The sequence below is a fragment of the Proteus sp. fly-1013 genome (genome assembly GCF_040140245.1).
Classification (GTDB): Bacteria; Pseudomonadota; Gammaproteobacteria; order Enterobacterales; family Enterobacteriaceae; genus Proteus; species Proteus mirabilis_B.
Window position 1 is genome coordinate 119,601 of sequence record NZ_JBEEWD010000003.1, and the last position, 16,912, is coordinate 136,512.

Below are 16,912 nucleotides of genomic sequence, written 5' to 3' on the forward strand. Positions count from 1 at the left end.
CTTGTAATAAATAAAAGCCACTTTTCTCTAGAAAGAAAAGTGGCTTTTTGTCAGATGAAAGCTTGTTAAAGCTTAGCTATCTTGCTTCGACTGCAACTGAACTTGAGTGATCAGTTTTTTATTTGAGTCGAACATTTCGGTCAGATAATCGTTATAACTTGAACCCAATTCTGAGTAACCTTTCAAGTCAGTGATTAACTGGCGAGAGTCGAGTTGTTGCTGCGTCATTCTTTGTTGTGCTCTTGAGGAGCGCAATGAATTATAGGCGCGGTGCGTATTGAGATTACGCATATAAGCAATCACTGAGCCTTCAATATCAGGGTAGGCTGCATAGCCTTTGGTTTTCCCTGGAACGTTATTGCAAGACTGACTCCCACATCGCATACCGAATAGATTGTTATTTTGTTGTGCCAACTTCGATGTTCCCCAGCCTGATTCCGTTGCAGCTTGCGTTGCGACAAAGTGTGTCGGAATAATGTCAACGCGAGTTAATAACGAATCCCAATTTACTTTTTTCGGGCTGGTACATGTGACGCCATAGTATTGACAGATTTCACGCAGTTTTTTTAAATCTGCGCTGCCCCAGTGCTGGGCTTTACGTTGAGCAGTTAACCACTCACGATCTCTCATTATCTTATTATTAACATTGTCAATAATAGGAACTATGACATTTAAAAACGCTTTCTTACGCTGTGTTCCCGAAGGGTATCTTTTCAAATCTGGCAACGGTGTTGACGTGCTTTTGAAAGAATACGCCTGCAGTATCTGGGAACTGCCGGTACTGGTTGAAGCAAAACTTACACCAGTAAATAGTAGTGAAATCAAGAAAGCGAAGACGGCACTTGTCCTCATCAATTGAGAGGGCATTGCTTCTCCTCGTTTAACTGGATAAAAATCGAACGAATACTAGCAAATTACTTTTTTCATATCTACAAAATATCGCCTCACATTAGGATAACTACGAGTGATTTGTTAAATAAATGTATAAGGTTTACTGGAAAGCCTCGTTTTATAATCGCTTTTTTCCTTTAACAAAAAGTGCTTTTTCATCGTAAACTTAAATTTATCTTATGATAAAAGCAATGACTTAACCTAAATTTAGTAAAATTAAGGGTTTTTAATGTGTCAATTTTGTTTATTATTTAGTCAATTTTTGTTGTTTTTGGTCTAGTTTTATTATCAATTTCACGCGCTTTTTCTGTTAAATCAGTAAAATCCGCTTCACTCCAGTAGGTTTTAGGATGCGGTAAATTTCCCATTTCCTTTGTTGGCCAAAGCTGAAATTCTGCTAATTGTTCTAAAACGTAACCAGAATAAGCACTAGGTAAAGTGAGGTAGTGAGGCGACGTTATTTCCTCAAAAGGTAACACTGGATACCGTTGGTCTGAGATATGATAATCACGCAGTAAAACTAAGAATTTATCGGGGACTCGTTGCTGACTATCCCACCATTGTCCATCAATAACATCAAACCATTGTTGTGTTAATTGGCGAGGTTGAGCCTCTAATTGATAAAGTGCAGAAGGAATAATGCCCTGCATTGATTGATTATATTGCTCAAGGCTGGTGGCGTGACCCTTTAAAATAAGTGTAAGAGAAAGCCTTGCTCCAATTAAATTGGAGTAGAGATCTTCGGGTGAAAATGCAGAGATACCTTCTGAAAAACCGGGTACAGAGCGAAAACCATACCATTGTGCAATTTCATGCCATACCGCAAGGCGATAACCGAGGTGTGCAGCAAGATAGGCACTTAAGGTATAACGTTCTAATTCATTTTTAGGTGGTGTGAATGCATTAAAGCGGATTTTACGTTGTGCCAACTCATCACTTAACGTTAGCGTCCACTCTTGTCCTAATTTTGGATAGATATGGCTAAAGAGATAATAAGTATAATCCGCGGTATCACGAATATGGGCGATATCAAGAAATCCCCCTTTATGAGAATAAATTAAGCCTGATTTTTCACTTCCTAAGCCCAATACTGCGCCTGTACCTAGCCAAAAACTATCGTTATAACGATGATTACCCAATGCTGAGGCCTCAACAACGTTATCAATACGATAGAAAGGAATAGGGATTTCGAATGCTTTAACTTTTAAGTCGTAACCAAAGGCACAACAAGGTCTTAAGCCGTTGGGTGCTGTTAACGGTTCGGGTGTTTGCCAAAGCTGTGTTGCTTCTTCGTGGGTGACACTATCAAGATTGGCGTGCAGAGATTTAACAGGCATGACTTGAGTGCAACCTGCAATAAATAAGAAGAAGACAATGGTGTTGGTAAAAAGAAACCGCTTAAACATCAAAATGCTTCACCTACTTGAAAATAGAATCCTGTACTTTCTTTGCCTATACCAAAATCGAGACGTACATTCATACGTGGTTTAAATTCAAATCGATAACCTACTCCGACACTAGGTAGCCAATGGCCTTTACCTAAATCACTCGCTTGGTCGCTTAACGTACCACCACCAACCCAAAGTGCAATGCCATGACGCCAATCGAGTTTTTGGCGGTACTCTAATTGAGTTGAAAATACGTGATTATCTTGATATCGCCCTTCGTAATAGCCTCGCATTTGCTGTCCATTACTCAGTTTAGATAATTGGCTCCAAGGCACATCACCTGATGTGAAACGGGCATAATTATCAAATGCTAATACCGCATTATCACTTAAGGGATAATAGTAGTTATATTGTATCTGTGTCGCATTAAAACGATTATTACTGCCCGTATCTGGTGAGTAATGGGTATAGCTGATATCAAAAGCCTGACCTTGGTAAGCATTCGGTAAAAAATCGCGACTATCGTAAGTAAATCGAACTGTTATTCCTGAACTAGTTGAACGCAAAGGTAAATCACGTGCCTTCATATAGTCTTTAAAGGGATTATCTGGGGCAGCGGCTTGTAGATTGGAGTAATCCCACCCTAATCCTATATAAGTGTTTTTGGTAATTTGACGCAATAAAGTGGGGGTTAGACGCAATTCTTGAGAGCGAAACTCACCGAAATGATCTTTTACACGTCCTTCGTGATAACCCTCACCCCAATAATTGGTAGGGACATTATTTAATGTTCCTGTGAGATAAAAACGCCACGTATCATTCGCTAAATAGGTGTAGTTATTAAAGTTCATACCAAAAGCACCGGTTGATGAACCAAAACCACTTAACGAGAGAGACGAGATTTTGCTATCAGGGCGACTATCGGCTTGATAAAGACCAACAAGGGCAATGCCTACACCCAATTCTAGCTCTGGCGTATAAAATGGTCCCGGTAATATGCCCCAGTCGATAGTTTTACTGCGGTCGAAGTTATTTTCTCCCCCTAGTCCAACTAACCATTGGTCTATTTGTTGTCTATCGGGGAAGAGTTGTGCTTGTGCTGTATGCGAAATAAATAGGCTGGCAAATGCCAGCCCAAAAATAAAAGGGTATTTAACCATTAAAAACGGAACTCACCTGAAACAAAGAAGCTATTACGATTATTAAAACCAAGCTCAGTTGTGACGTTAAAATTACGCGTTAATTCTAAACGTGCACCAATAGTATTATTCCATTTATGGGCAAGATGCTGTTCAACATCGAATTTGATATTACCCATAAATGAAGAACCGAGACCCATTAAATCATCTAACCCATCAGGTAAATCTAGTCTGCTGACATCTCCCCTAAAACGTTGAGTAATATCTTGGTACATCGCACCTGTCCAGACTTGTAGTTTGGTATTGCCTTGACCCGAAATCAGTGGTGAGAAAATAAATTCATAGCCTACTCTAGGGGTGATCACTAACGCTTTAATATCACCGTCTAAAATATCAAGGTTCGTTTTGGTGTAGTTTAAATCGAAGGTACCAAAAAATTGGTTATATCCTCCAGCTAAGGTAAAACCAGCACCATAAGACTTGCCATCATAATTTAATTTAAAAGGAACATTTTCAACAGAAGGTTCAGTTGCATCAGCAAAGTAAACGGAGTTTAATTGTGCAACAGATGTACCCTTTGTTTTTCCATAAATCCCATACACATTCATAAAAGGAAAAACCCAAGTATCCAATTTTAACATATGGGATTCGTTGTTACTGCGAGTGTGGCCAACATCAATGTCAACAAGCCCAAGAAGAGCCTGGCCTATTGGAGTACTGGAGCTAAAACCAATTTTATCTACGATAACGTCTTGGCGTAGATTCATATAGTTGTAGCTAGCACCAAAAGGCTCTGCAATATCATAACCTCGGGCACGAGCTTCATCGCCCCAAATGGGTAAAACACGAGATTGGCTTGTTGGGGTACGGGTATCTAATGAACCTTCATTATTTAAAGCAGTACCACCGGATTGGCTAACACTTAAAGAAAGCAGTGGGCGATCGCTATCCGCGTAAGAAAAGCCAGTCGCAAGAAGAGAGGCGGTTAATACCACCTTATTTAAATTGGAAAAGTTCATACATAACCCACAGGAAATTAAAAAAGTAAGTAGTAAAAGAGTAGCGTAAAATTTTAATCTTTTTCTAATTGATGGTCACCAGCTATAAGTGCGATATACAGTAATTGATGCTTGTATTTCGCATTATTGTAGTATTATTAAGGGATTATTAAGTTAATATCCCTATTTTTCCTAAGAAAACCTTAATAAAACTAGTCGATTGAAATTATAAAAGAGAATGATAATTCTTCTTTTAATTATTACTATTTTATTTCTCTCGATATTACTGATGAAATTAACATCGAAATAAGCTATTTCGGTGATAAACCGTTATGATAATAGTTGCTTTATATGGACTCTTTTAATAAAGGAACGTTATGACCTATCAAGAGCTTTATCAGTACGCCATTTTTATGCTGTCTCGTCGTGATTACAGTACAAGCGAACTGCAACGTCGAATTGAACGTCGAATTCGCGAAACTGAGAAGGATTCACCGACTGCCCCCGAATGTTTGCCTCAAGTCATCGAGCGCTTACTTGAAAGCCAGTACCTTGATGATAATCGAACTATTTATAGTTTTTTTCGCAGTTATTTAAATAAATCCTATGGGCCGTTACGTATTCGCCAAGAATTACGCTTAAAAGGATTTCCTAGCGAAATTATTGAGCGTGTATTAGAAGAAACTGACACTGATTGGTACGCACTTTGCCAAGATCTGAAAGAGAAAAAATTCGGTACCGCTAAACCCAAAGACTTTAAAGAGAGAGCCAAGCAAATTCGTTATCTGCAATATCGTGGGTTTACCTCTGATTATATCAATGCGCTGTTTTGATTTTTTTATTGTAAGATTTTTTATAACGAAATTTATTTTAATAATTAAGAAGTTTGTAAATATTCTATTTAAGTATTTATTTACAACTTCATTTTTATTCTTAATAATATTAAGAAATTAATTTTATTTATTATTCCAGTAAAATATTATCATCTAATAAATATTAAATAACAGTGTTAGTTCCATTTTAATATTAAATTAAATAGCGATGTCGCTCACAAATATAAATAAAGGAATATTTAATTATCTTTTTTTGACTAATATATATTGTGATTGATGCAATCATTATATTTAAAAACACTTATTAATAATTATGAGGTTTTATTATGAAGAAAAATAAACTTATGGTATTCACTGCAACATTATTATTATCATCAGCGGGTTTTATTTCAACAGCGTCAGCTGATGTGACGTTAAAACATGGCTATATTGATGTCCCTCCCAGCAGAGCTTTCTTGTGTTCAGAAAAAGGGAAAAATTTAAATAAAAATTGTGGTCCAATACAGTATGAACCTCAATCAATTGAAGGGACAAAAGGCTTTCCTAACGATGGACCTGCTGATGGTCAAATTGCTAGTGGTGGAAAAGAAGTTTTTTCTGCTTTAAATGCACAAAGTGCTGATCGCTGGCATAAAGTGGCAATGAAAAGTGGAGAAAATACCTTTAAATGGACATTAACCGCTAAACACAGTACAGCTTCATGGCAATTCTTTATTACCAAACCAGAGTGGGATGTCAATAAACCACTGACTCGTGCTGATTTTGATTTAACACCATTTTGCCAACAAGATGATAATGGGAAAATACCAACAGCAACCGTAGAATTAAACTGTAATATACCCGAACGTTCAGGTTATCAGGTTATTTTAGGTGTTTGGAATATTGCAGATACAAATAATGCATTTTATCAAGTCATTGATGCTGACTTTAAAAAATAATCAATTTAACTTAATATAAAGAATTATTTAATATCAATAATAGCATTGTAGTTAATCTTATTTATTTTAAATTATAAATGGATAATAAATCTGAATTCTAAATTTGGGTAAGTGCTAATTTTTGTATTAAATAAAAACTATAACTATTTATTATCGTTATTTAATTAATAGCGCCTTTACTCGGGCGCTATTTTTATTGATCCCACTAGAAATCCCTCGCTTACAATGCTACTTTCTAATCTATACCTATAATTATTTAGCTTAAAACCAACATTATTGAGGCGCGATTATGGAAATCTATTTAGATACAGCGGATATCGAAGAAGTCAGAAAACTTTCTCAAGTTCTTCCTATTGCAGGTGTCACTACCAATCCGTCCATTATTGCTAAATCGGCACAAAATATTGAAACGTTACTACCTGAATTAAAAGCAGCTATGGGCGGTAAAGGTCGGGTATTTGCACAGGTCATTGCCAGTGATGTTGATACCATGATTGAAGAAGCATTGCGTATCGGAAATATTGCAGATAATACGGTGATTAAAATTCCGGTTACAGAAGCAGGACTTGTCGCCATTAAACAATTAAAACAAAAAAATATGCTGGTATTAGGCACTGCGATTTACAGTGTCTCACAAGGATTAATGGCAGCATTAGCTGGCGCGGATTATATTGCCCCTTATGTACATCGAATGGATAGACAAGGCTCTGATGGGGTAAGAGTGGTAAAAGAATTACAAACTCTGATTACGATGCATAATTTACCCACAAAAATCCTAGCAGCGAGTTTTAAAACACCACGACAAGTTGTTGATTGTTTATTGGCAGGGGCTTCTTCGGTGACATTACCGATTGAACTTGCTTACTCTATTATTCGTTCTCCCGTTGTGGATGATGCGGTAAATAGATTCGCCGATGATTGGCAAGCTGCATTTGATCGCCGCCTTTTATAATGGGATCTACTTAAACGTTATATGATCAAGCGCTATTCTATTTATATAGCGCTTAGTTGATATTTATTTGAGATAAGCGTAAATGAGTCTTATTTGAAATATTATTTCATTATTTTTAAATAAAAATAAATAGATATTCTTTGTTGAAATAATCTTCTTTTATTAGGGATTTTAAATAGAGCGATCATCTGTCTATTTTAGCTAATTTCATAGGATTATATTATAGATATATGATTTGTAATTATTATTATCTAGATACATTATTGATAATATAATAGGTAAATGAGTATTAAAATTAAATCCTTTCCTATCATTCTATTTAATCTTTAATTTTTCTAATGAATTTTTTATGGGCTCATCGGCAAGTGAAGATAAACGATTATTGATTTACATCTAATAATAAGCCACCTTTCTGGCAATCTAAATTAAAATCTATTACTATAATGTTAGTCTATAAATGGATTATTAATATAATCTATTTCTTTTTTATTTTGTTGTTTGAAATGCTTTTAAAATCAATGTGATAAATTCTGTTTTTAAAAGTATGTTTTATATTTTTATATTTAATTAATTTTTTGTTTTTACTCGGTTTAATTGTTATTACTTTGGCTTTAATAACAAAATAATAAATTGTGACGGGCGTGTTAATTAAAGAGTGTGGTTGTTAAAAATAAACTAAGTATTATTTTGATAAGTTTGTTAACTTCTCAAATTAACAGGGAAAACCGATACTCCGCGGTGCAATGATAATTAACATATATAGTTATTATCTTTATTTAGCGATAAATAAATTTCATTTGTGATATTGGAGTAATTATGTGTGAAGAATACATGAGTAAGCCACTCTATCTGTCAATTGCTGATTGGGTTCAAGAGCAAGAACGTTGGGTAAGTGCAAAGGAAATCGCAAAAAAATTCGATATTCCTCAATGCAACGCAATTAATATCGTTTCTTACATTCTTTCTGATGTAAAAGAAATTGAGTGTGAAACGAAAAGTGTTCCTAACCAACTAGAAGGTAGAGGCTGTCAGTGTCAACGGATGATCAAAGTCAGTCATATTGATCCTCAAGTCTATTCACGTTTAAAAGGCCATATTCAAGAAAAAAGTAGTCAAAGTTCTCCTGAAAAATTAGCGGCGATGATCCCTCATGGATTGAACCATGAGCAAAAATGGCAATGGATGTTGTCAAAATCCCAACGTCGCTAATTTACGTGACTTCGTTTCATACTAAACAATTTGAATAATGACGACAGGCGCTCGCAACGCCTGTCGTAGTTTGTTACTGACCTTTCGGCTTTACATCTGTTGTGCCACGTAAACGTGGGCGATTAGGTTCAGGTGCAGTTAAAGGTGTGGTTTCAACTAAGCTTTGGCGACAACGAACGGCCAAATCTTGATATTCGCGTGTGTTCATACGCTTCCATTCCATGTCATTATCAGTAATATCCCGCACATGTTTTGCAGGGCTACCAATCAGCATTTGCCGAGGTTGTCCTTGAAAGCCTGCTTTCACAAAGCTCATCGCGGCAACAATACTTTCTTCGCCAATCACTGCACCATCCATAATCACGCTATTCATACCCACTAAACTATCACGCTCGATAATACAACTATGGAGAATTGCGCCGTGTCCAATATGCCCATTTTCTCTAACAATGGTATCCATATCGGTATAACCGTGCATGATACAACCGTCTTGAAGGTTAGCACCTGTTTCAACAATCAAGCGCCCATAATCCCCTCTGAGTGATGCAAATGGACCGATATAAACACCTGCACCGATAATCACATCACCAATTAATACAGCAGATGGATGAACATAAGCTGTTGGATGAACCACAGGAATAAGACCTTCAAACGCGTAGATACTCATCAGTTTTCCTCTTTGTTGTATTATCGAGATCAACGATAATTACCGGCCTTTCCACTCAGGTGCGCGTTTTTCAGCAAAGGCTAATGGGCCTTCTGTGGCATCTTCTGAATGTAAAACGCTTGGGTAATGTTTTAGCACACCACTGCGCATAAGTTTGTAACCCTCTTCAATGGAAAGCTCGCTGGTGGCACGATAAATCTCTTTTAATGCAGCTACAGCCAGTGGGGCACTGTTGGCAATTTGGTCTGCAAGTTCACGTGCGCTGTCCATAAGTTCTGCGGAGCTGACAACACGGTTTGCAATACCCCAACGCAGTGCTTCGTCAGCATTCATGCGGCGACCTGTCATCAGCATTTCGTTGACGATAGCGGGTGGTAAACGTTTAGGCAAACGCAGAACACCGCCACTGTCAGGTACAATACCTAATTGGGCTTCAGGCAAAGCAAAAGAAGCATTGTCTGAACACACCATCATGTCAGCGGCGAGTGCTAATTCAAAGCCACCACCAAAAGCATAGCCATTAACCGCAGCAATGACAGGCTTATCCAGATTGAAAAGCTCAGTTAAACCTGCAAAACCACCGGCACCAAAGTCAGCATCAGGTGCTTCGCCTTCAGCCGCGGCTTTTAAATCCCATCCCGCAGAGAAAAAGCGTTCGCCTGCACCTGTAATAATTGCGACACGTAAGCTTGGATCATCACGAAAACGGAGAAAAACTTCGCCCATTTCATGGCTTGTTTTCGCATCAATAGCATTCGCTTTTGGTCTGTCTAATACAATTTCAAGTACTGAACCACGAGTTGTTAGGTGTAATGATTGGCTCATGTTGTATTCCTTTTCGTCATCAAAAATAAGCATTTATGATTGAGGTTATTAATTTGTGGTTAAACCTACCTATGCCTTATTTCAAATGCTTTTTAATCACTTTTCCTGAGCAGTTACGAGGCAATCCGTCTCTAAATTCAACTTCAGAGGGAACTTTGAATTTCGCCATATTTTGCTCACAGAAATGGAAGAACTCTTCTTCACTCAAGGTTTCATTTTCAACCAGCACGACAAACGCTTTAATTGCTTCATCACGAATATTGTCAGGTACACCAATTACAGCCACATCTTGAATTTTAGGATGTGAAGAAATGATATTTTCAATCTCAACACAAGAGACATTCTCACCACCGCGTTTGATCATATTGCAACTGCGATCAACGAAATAGAAAAAGCCCTCATCGTCACGATAACCATAATCGCCAGTATGTAACCAACCATCAGGCTCTAATGCTTTTGCAGTGGCATCAGGTCGGTTGTAATACTCTTTAAAAATAGTTTTTCCGGGCTCGCCTTTTACGCAAATTTCACCTACAACCCCATCAGGGACTTCGTTATTTTGTTTGTCTCTGATTTGAGCTTGATAGCAAAAACCGGGTCTACCAATTGATGGCCAACGGCGTTTATCGCCAGGTCTGTCACCAATTAGTCCGACAATGGTTTCTGTCATGCCATAAGAGGTGAGTAATCGCACGTTAAAGCGTTCAAGGAAGGCATCTTTTTCTTCATCGGCAAGATTGAGATAAAACATCACTTCACGTAATTTGTGCTGCTTTTCTTCTGATGAAACAGGTTGCGCCATTAAGGTTCTCATCATCATTGGAATACATTCCGCAACCGTTGCTTGGTATTTAAGGATCTGTTTCCAAAAGGCTCTGGCACTGTATTTTTCTAACAATACAAAAGTGGCACCCACTGAAAATGCAGCGAGTGATGCTGTGCATTGGCAGTCAATATGAAAGGCAGGCATCACTGTAAGATAAACGTCGTCTTCACGTAATGCGTTTTGCCATGATGAGTAATAACCCGCAAAGCGTAGATTATAGTGTGTGATAACTACGCCTTTGGGTTGAGAAGTTGTTCCTGAGGTAAAAAGAATTTCAGCAGTATCATCCACACTTAATGGTGTGTGATGATTAAGCGTAACAGGGTGCTTGGCTTTCTCTTTTAAAAAGTCGATAACGCCTTTTTCAGCAGGTAGACTGTTTTCTGTTATTAAAAACAGTTGCGTTAAAGGGCATTGTTCATCCTGCAACATAGGTTGGTAAATAGGATAGAAATTATCGCGAGTGACCACGTAATGGGCTTGGCAGTGATTGATTATCCATGCGCTCTCGTCATACATAAAGCGCGCATTAATTGGCACCATAACAGCGCCAATTTTTGCCAAGCCAAACCAGCAAAAGAAAAATTCAGGACAGTTATCAAGATGTAAGGCAACGTGATCGCCTTTTTTTATGCCACCAGCATGAAAAAGATTTGCGGTTCTATTTATCTCTTCATTTAATTCACTGTAGCTAAATTGTCTCACGTGTCCTTGTGCGGATTCAAAAATTAGCGCTGTTTTTGTACCATAAACCTCTGCCAAATCATCCCACATTTGACGTAAGTTTTGTTTGCCAATCACATCCATTAAACTGTTACCCTATTCTTTTGCTGTAAATTCAGACGTGTTTTATGCCTATACAACGCCTGAATTTTACAGTGTTACTTTACGATTTTAGCCAGTCCCTTATCGACCAGCCCCCTGATTTGTTCGTCGCTATAACCGATATTTTTCAAAATTGCATTAGTGTCCATGCCGTGAGATGGCATTCCACGCCAGATTTTTCCCGGATTATTTTTGAATTTAGGCATCACATTCGGCCCTTTACAGGTTTCGCCATTCATGGTTTGCCATTCGGTAATCGATTCACGTGCGACATATTGCGGATTGTCTTCAAGCTCTGGAATAGTCAGCACTTTAGCGCTGGCAATATTGAGCTCTGAAAGACGTTTAAGTACTTCTGTGATGGGTTGCTTAGCTAACCATTCATCTAATTTGTCTTCAAATAATTGACCATGTGGGCAATTAATACGGTGAATAAGTTGAGTGCCTTCAGGTACTTCAGGTGTACCAAGCAGATGAGCAAGTCCGATATCTTTGAAAATTTCTTGAATTTGAGTGATACCGACAACTTCCATCACGATATAACCATCTTGGCAACGGTAAAGCCCACAGCCTGCGTAGTAAGGATCTTTCCCTTTTGTCATACGAGGGCAGATTTCGCCGCCATTGAAATAGTCCATCATGAAGTATTGCCCCATACGCAGCATCACTTCATACATAGCAATATCAATGCTTTCGCCTTTCCCTGTTTGTTGAACTTTATACAGTGCTGCTAACGCAGAAGTGGTTGCAGTCATTCCTGAGAAATAGTCTGCGGTATAAGGGAAGGCTGGCATTGGCTGATCTTTGTCACCGTTTTGAATAAGGTAACCACTGAAAGCCTGAGCAATGGTGTTATAAGCCGGTAAGTTGGTGTATTGCGGATCGCCATATTGACCAAAACCAGATAAATGAGCGATAACTAATTTAGGGTTATGCTCCCATAATACTTCATCCGTAATACCGCGACGTGCAAAGGCTGGACCTTTACTCGCTTCGATAAAGATGTCGGTTGTTTCCATTAATTTTAGGAACGCATCACGACCTTCGTCTTTAAAGATATTTAACGATAGTGCATGAAGATTACGGCGAGAAAGTTGAGGGTAGTGAGGTTGAACGCGAATGGTGTCAGCCCATGCAACGTTTTCAATCCAAATCACTTCAGCTCCCCATTCTGCGAACATTTGTCCTGCGAATGGCCCTGCAATTTCAATTCCTGAAAACACAACACGAACCCCTGAAAGTGGGCCGAATTGTGGCATTGGTAAATGTTCTGTCATAGCGTCACCTCGTAAGTGGTCTGAGTGAAAACTCTCTCATCATTGGATGAGAGAGTTATTCGTGATTAATTAGCGATACTGTTTAAGTACTGAACGTCCTAATGTCAGGATCTGCATTTCATCAGAACCACCAGATACACGGTCAACACGAAGGTCACGCCAGAAACGAGAAATACGGTGCTCGCCAGCAATACCGACACCACCAAGCACTTGCATTGCACTATCAACCACTTCAAACGCCGCATTTGCACAGAAGTATTTACACATAGCTGCATCACCGGAAGTGATTAAGTTGTTGTCACTCTTCCATGCAGTTTCATATAACATGTTGCGCATTGAATTGAGTTTGATCGCCATATGGGCAAATTTTTCTTGAATAAGTTGGAAGCGACCAATTGCTTCACCAAATTGCACACGTTGGTTGGCATAACGCGCTGCATCTTCAAATGCACACATTGCTGTACCGTAGTTAGTGAGAGCCACTAAGAAACGCTCGTGGTCGAACTCTTCTTTCACACGGTTAAAGCCGTTACCTTCACGACCAAACATGTCTTTTTCTTCAAGTTCAACGTTGTCGAAAGTGATTTCACAGCAGCTATCCATACGTAAACCCAGTTTTTCTAACTTGTTTACTTTGATACCCGGTTTGCTCATATCCACAAACCATTCAGTGAAGATAGGTTTATCTGGAGATGCTGAGTCACGGCTCATCACAACAACGTAAGGGGTATAAGCACTACTGGTGATAAAGCACTTGCTACCATTGAGGTAAACTTTGCCATCTTTACGAGTATAAGTAGTTTGTAAGCTACCTACGTCAGAGCCTGCACCGGGTTCTGTGATAGCAGAGTTCCACATCTGTTTACCTGTACCACGGAACGCCATAATTTTATCAATTTGCTCTTGAGTCCCTTCACGCAAGACGGTGTTAAATCCACCCGGTAATTGATAAAGCACGTAAGTTGGCGCACCTAAGCGACCTAATTCCATCCAGATTGCAGCAACAGTAACAAAACCTGCATTTAAGCCACCGTGCTCTTCAGGGATAAGCAAATTGTCAATTTCCATATCCGCTAAGGCTTTGACAAAACGTTCTGGGTATTTACTTTCGCGATCACACTGTGCGAAATAAGCTTCCCAGTTTTCACTGGCCATTAATTCGCGGACACCGTCAACAAACAGTTCCTGCTCATCATTCAATCTAAAATCCATGTTAATAACCTCTTAATATGTCATTCTTTGCGTATAGCGGATCAGTCTTTCCAATGTACTTTGGCATCTTTAATAAAGGACAAGGTGACCATGATATTGACGAAAAATAGTGGGCATCCTCCAGCAATAATGGCGGTTTGAATTGGTTTTAAACCGCCAAGTGCGAGTAGAATGATGCCGATAACACCGACCAGCACAGACCAGCCGATACGCACTAATAAAGGTGGCTCAGAGCCTTCTTTCATAGAGCGACAAGTGGACATTGCTAGTGTGTAAGAACAGGCGTTAATTAAGGTGACAGTGGCAATAAAGCAGAGGATAAAGAAGCCCCACATTGTCGCTGTGCTCAACGGTAATGCCGCCCATGTTTCGATGATTGCGCGAGGTACACCGTATTGTTCAATCAGTTGTGGAATGTTGAGAATGTTTTGGTCAATTAGTTGTAAGGTGTTACCACCAAGAATTGTCCAAATTAACCAAGTTCCTGCGGTTAAACCTGAAACCATCCCTAAACATAATTCACGAACAGTACGGCCTTTAGAGATACGTGCTAAGAAGATACTCATTTGGATGGCATAAATAACCCACCATGCCCAATAGAACACAGTCCAACCTTGAGGGAATCCACCTTTACCGATTGGGTCTGTATAGAACAGCATACGAGGCATATACATCATCAATGTACCAACAGAGTCTGTGAAGTAATTGACGATAAAGCTCGCACCACCAACGATAAATACCCAACCCAGCATTAAGAAGCTTAGGTAAGTACGAATATCACTGGCGATTTTCACCCCTTTTTGCAGACCGAATGCCACGCAAATTGCGTTTAATAAGATCCAGCAAGAGATAATGATGGCGTCTAATTGCAGGGTATGAGGAATACCAAATAAGTATTGAATACATTCAGTCACTAACGGTGTTGCTAAACCAAGGCTAGTCCCCATTGCCAGAATTAAAGCAACAAGATAGAAGTTATCAATAATGGTTCCGACGATCCCATTAACGTGTTTTTCACCGATTAATGGGGTTAAGGTACTACTTGGACGGATAACTTCCATTTTGCGAACAAAGAAAAAGTAGGCGAATGCAACAGAAAGGAAACTATAAGTTGCCCAAGGTAAAGGACCCCAGTGGAACAAGCTGTAAGCAAGACCAATTTCTTTAGCTTGAGTTGAGTAAGCTTCCATCCCAAAAGGAGGGCTTGAAATATAGTAGTATATTTCAATCGAACCCCAGAAGAGGACGGCTGCTGATGTACAAGACGCAAACATCATAAAGATCCAGCTTGCGGTACTAAATTCAGGTTTATCGTCTCCTAGACGTTTATTGGCATAACGACCGAAGACTAACCAAAACCAACCCCCGAACATAATGACCATGTACCATTCGAAGGCCCAACCCCAGACATTGGTAACATAGCTGAATACGGCATTAATCACTTCATTTGAAGCGTCAAGATCACGTACCGTTAGCCAGCATAAAATACCAACAATGATTAATGGCGGAAAAAAAACCTTCGGTTCTATTCCTGCCTTTTTATTATCTTTGCTCATAGGTAAATTTTCCAAATATATTTAACGCAGAAGTTTAAGTAGTGTTAATTCCTAATGTCTAATAAAGCATTTGAGTTTATTTATGAGTATTTCGTCTATTGGTGTTTCATCATAATAGATAAATAAACTTATTGGCTAATCCACAAATCGATTAATGATGATGAATAATGGATATTATAAGAAATCCATTCTGTTATTTACTTCACACTATTCTTTTTGTCGATTTTATGTTACGTTTTATAACGTTTCGTTTTCATTGTAACTAATTGATAGTTATATCTATCATCTTGTATGTAATAGGGTTGTTATATTCCGTCTTTCAATATTGTTGATCTTGGTGGCAATATTGAACGTTAAATACCATTATCTTTATTATGTTCAATATTGTTGATCGATGTAGCAATATTGAAAGTTGTTCACTTCAATTAAAACTAATTTCAATATTGGTGATATGTTTAGCAATATTGAAACCTATCCATTCTTTATTTAGTAATGTTCAATATTGGTGACCTAGGTTTAATTTTTTAATCTCTTAATTGTGTTAATTCTATATTACATTGCCAGAGCAAATGACATTATTTATTAATTTCAGGAGATGTAATGAATATTATTACATGTTACAAGAGTGTTCCCGACGAGCAGGATATTACGGTAAATAGCGCAGATAGTTCGCTGGATTTTTCTCGTGCTAACACCAAAATCAGCCAATATGATTTAAATGCGATTGAAGCTGCTAATCAGCTTAAGACTCAACTTGATGGTATTCAAATCACGGCAATGAGTGTTGGTGGTAAAGCACTGACAAACGCGAAAGCACGTAAAGACGTTCTTTCTCGTGGTGCTGACGAACTCGTGGTTGTGGTTGATGATCAACTTGAAGCCTCTTTACCTTACCAAACAGCGGTTGCGCTGGCGGCGGCTGCGACTAAAAAAGGTTACGACTTAATTCTTTGCGGTGATGGCTCTGCGGATCTTAGCTCACAACAAGTTAGCTTGCTGGTGGGTGAATTTTTAAATATTCCTGCAATCAATGGTATTAACAAAATTGTTTCTCTTTCTAATGACTCAATTACGGTTGAGCGTGAATTAGAAAATGAAATCGAAACACTGACTATTCCATTACCTGCTGTTATCGCGGTTTCTACCGACATTAACACACCTCAAATTCCTTCGATGAAAGCCATTCTTGGCGCTGCCAAGAAACCTGTTCAGCAATGGAGTGTTGCCGATCTTGGTTTGGATGCGATGACTGCGCGTTCAGAGCAAACAGTGGCAGCGCCGAAACAGAAAGTGCGTCAACGCATCATTATTGAAGGTGATGGCGATGATCAGATTGCTGAGTTGGCAGAACATTTACGTAAAATTCTTAAGTAATA

The 16,912-nt window shown here is 38.6% G+C and carries 15 protein-coding genes; 5 read left to right on the plus strand and 10 right to left on the minus strand.

Going from position 1 to position 16,912, the window contains the following annotated elements; all coding sequences use genetic code 11:
• Positions 1 to 72 precede the first annotated feature (72 nt).
• From ABN236_RS07220 to ABN236_RS07235, 4 genes are all read right to left on the minus strand, one after another.
• Positions 73 to 867: a protein bax gene (locus ABN236_RS07220; protein ID WP_088494493.1), complete on the minus strand. Its 795-nt coding sequence runs from the start codon at positions 865 to 867 to the stop codon at positions 73 to 75.
• A 275-nt stretch (positions 868 to 1,142) separates the two neighbouring features.
• The gene (locus ABN236_RS07225; protein WP_349473678.1) at positions 1,143 to 2,297 is read right to left on the minus strand and encodes a DUF4056 domain-containing protein; all 1,155 of its coding nucleotides are present in this window, start codon (positions 2,295 to 2,297) and stop codon (positions 1,143 to 1,145) included.
• A complete protein-coding gene (locus ABN236_RS07230; protein WP_088494495.1) occupies positions 2,297 to 3,439 on the minus strand; it encodes a BamA/TamA family outer membrane protein in 1,143 nt (380 codons plus the stop codon). The genes ABN236_RS07225 and ABN236_RS07230 overlap by 1 nt, the downstream gene beginning before the upstream one ends.
• The gene (locus ABN236_RS07235; protein ID WP_349473679.1) at positions 3,439 to 4,437 is read right to left on the minus strand and encodes a hypothetical protein; all 999 of its coding nucleotides are present in this window, start codon (positions 4,435 to 4,437) and stop codon (positions 3,439 to 3,441) included. Before ABN236_RS07235 ends, ABN236_RS07230 begins: the two co-directional genes overlap by 1 nt.
• A gap of 356 nt (positions 4,438 to 4,793) precedes the next feature.
• Here ABN236_RS07235 and ABN236_RS07240 point away from each other — a divergent pair, with 356 nt between their 5' ends.
• The 4 genes from ABN236_RS07240 to caiF all read left to right on the plus strand — a co-directional run bounded on the left by ABN236_RS07240 (position 4,794) and on the right by caiF (position 8,348).
• Positions 4,794 to 5,249, plus strand: a complete 456-nt coding sequence (locus ABN236_RS07240) for a regulatory protein RecX (RefSeq protein ID WP_075673485.1) — start codon at positions 4,794 to 4,796, stop codon at positions 5,247 to 5,249.
• Positions 5,250 to 5,575: 326 nt separating this feature from the next.
• Positions 5,576 to 6,187 (plus strand): lytic polysaccharide monooxygenase, encoded by a 612-nt coding sequence (locus ABN236_RS07245; RefSeq protein ID WP_088494506.1) that lies wholly within the window; start codon positions 5,576 to 5,578, stop codon positions 6,185 to 6,187.
• Positions 6,188 to 6,476: 289 nt separating this feature from the next.
• Complete coding sequence (gene fsa / locus ABN236_RS07250; RefSeq protein ID WP_088494507.1) at positions 6,477 to 7,139, plus strand: fructose-6-phosphate aldolase; 663 nt, start codon at positions 6,477 to 6,479, stop codon at positions 7,137 to 7,139.
• A gap of 816 nt (positions 7,140 to 7,955) precedes the next feature.
• Positions 7,956 to 8,348 (plus strand): carnitine metabolism transcriptional regulator CaiF, encoded by a 393-nt coding sequence (gene caiF / locus ABN236_RS07255; protein WP_088494508.1) that lies wholly within the window; start codon positions 7,956 to 7,958, stop codon positions 8,346 to 8,348.
• A 73-nt stretch (positions 8,349 to 8,421) separates the two neighbouring features.
• On the opposite strand, the gene caiE is transcribed toward caiF, so the two are convergent.
• From caiE to caiT, 6 genes are all read right to left on the minus strand, one after another.
• The gene (gene caiE, locus ABN236_RS07260; protein ID WP_349473680.1) at positions 8,422 to 9,015 is read right to left on the minus strand and encodes a carnitine operon protein CaiE; all 594 of its coding nucleotides are present in this window, start codon (positions 9,013 to 9,015) and stop codon (positions 8,422 to 8,424) included.
• A 39-nt stretch (positions 9,016 to 9,054) separates the two neighbouring features.
• Entirely contained in the window at positions 9,055 to 9,840 is a 786-nt protein-coding gene (gene caiD / locus ABN236_RS07265; protein ID WP_088494510.1) for a crotonobetainyl-CoA hydratase, read from the minus strand.
• Positions 9,841 to 9,916: 76 nt separating this feature from the next.
• On the minus strand, positions 9,917 to 11,473 hold the full coding sequence (gene caiC / locus ABN236_RS07270; protein ID WP_349473681.1) for a crotonobetaine/carnitine-CoA ligase: 1,557 nt from the start codon (positions 11,471 to 11,473) through the stop codon (positions 9,917 to 9,919).
• Positions 11,474 to 11,547: 74 nt separating this feature from the next.
• Positions 11,548 to 12,768 (minus strand): L-carnitine CoA-transferase, encoded by a 1,221-nt coding sequence (caiB, locus tag ABN236_RS07275; protein WP_088494512.1) that lies wholly within the window; start codon positions 12,766 to 12,768, stop codon positions 11,548 to 11,550.
• Between the two features lie 69 nt (positions 12,769 to 12,837).
• A complete protein-coding gene (gene caiA, locus ABN236_RS07280) occupies positions 12,838 to 13,980 on the minus strand; it encodes a crotonobetainyl-CoA dehydrogenase (RefSeq protein ID WP_023582983.1) in 1,143 nt (380 codons plus the stop codon).
• A 41-nt stretch (positions 13,981 to 14,021) separates the two neighbouring features.
• Positions 14,022 to 15,536, minus strand: a complete 1,515-nt coding sequence (gene caiT, locus ABN236_RS07285) for an L-carnitine/gamma-butyrobetaine antiporter (RefSeq protein ID WP_196532892.1) — start codon at positions 15,534 to 15,536, stop codon at positions 14,022 to 14,024.
• Between the two features lie 600 nt (positions 15,537 to 16,136).
• Here caiT and ABN236_RS07290 point away from each other — a divergent pair.
• Positions 16,137 to 16,910, plus strand: a complete 774-nt coding sequence (locus ABN236_RS07290; protein ID WP_194951268.1) for an electron transfer flavoprotein FixA — start codon at positions 16,137 to 16,139, stop codon at positions 16,908 to 16,910.
• The last annotated feature ends 2 nt before the right edge of the window (positions 16,911 to 16,912 follow it).

Excerpts from the sequence above, each read along its gene's own strand:
- caiC (WP_349473681.1), bottom strand. The coding sequence starts at position 11,473 with ATGGATGTGATTGGCAAACAAAACTTACGTCAAATGTGGGATGATTTG.
- caiD (WP_088494510.1), bottom strand. The coding sequence starts at position 9,840 with ATGAGCCAATCATTACACCTAACAACTCGTGGTTCAGTACTTGAAATT.
- ABN236_RS07225 (WP_349473678.1), bottom strand. The coding sequence starts at position 2,297 with ATGTTTAAGCGGTTTCTTTTTACCAACACCATTGTCTTCTTCTTATTT.
- ABN236_RS07220 (WP_088494493.1), bottom strand. The coding sequence starts at position 867 with ATGCCCTCTCAATTGATGAGGACAAGTGCCGTCTTCGCTTTCTTGATT.
- ABN236_RS07245 (WP_088494506.1), top strand. The coding sequence starts at position 5,576 with ATGAAGAAAAATAAACTTATGGTATTCACTGCAACATTATTATTATCA.
- ABN236_RS07290 (WP_194951268.1), top strand. The coding sequence starts at position 16,137 with ATGAATATTATTACATGTTACAAGAGTGTTCCCGACGAGCAGGATATT.
- fsa (WP_088494507.1), top strand. The coding sequence starts at position 6,477 with ATGGAAATCTATTTAGATACAGCGGATATCGAAGAAGTCAGAAAACTT.
- caiE (WP_349473680.1), bottom strand. The coding sequence starts at position 9,015 with ATGAGTATCTACGCGTTTGAAGGTCTTATTCCTGTGGTTCATCCAACA.
- ABN236_RS07240 (WP_075673485.1), top strand. The coding sequence starts at position 4,794 with ATGACCTATCAAGAGCTTTATCAGTACGCCATTTTTATGCTGTCTCGT.
- caiA (WP_023582983.1), bottom strand. The coding sequence starts at position 13,980 with ATGGATTTTAGATTGAATGATGAGCAGGAACTGTTTGTTGACGGTGTC.
- caiT (WP_196532892.1), bottom strand. The coding sequence starts at position 15,536 with ATGAGCAAAGATAATAAAAAGGCAGGAATAGAACCGAAGGTTTTTTTT.
- caiF (WP_088494508.1), top strand. The coding sequence starts at position 7,956 with ATGTGTGAAGAATACATGAGTAAGCCACTCTATCTGTCAATTGCTGAT.
- ABN236_RS07235 (WP_349473679.1), bottom strand. The coding sequence starts at position 4,437 with ATGAACTTTTCCAATTTAAATAAGGTGGTATTAACCGCCTCTCTTCTT.
- caiB (WP_088494512.1), bottom strand. The coding sequence starts at position 12,768 with ATGACAGAACATTTACCAATGCCACAATTCGGCCCACTTTCAGGGGTT.
- ABN236_RS07230 (WP_088494495.1), bottom strand. The coding sequence starts at position 3,439 with ATGGTTAAATACCCTTTTATTTTTGGGCTGGCATTTGCCAGCCTATTT.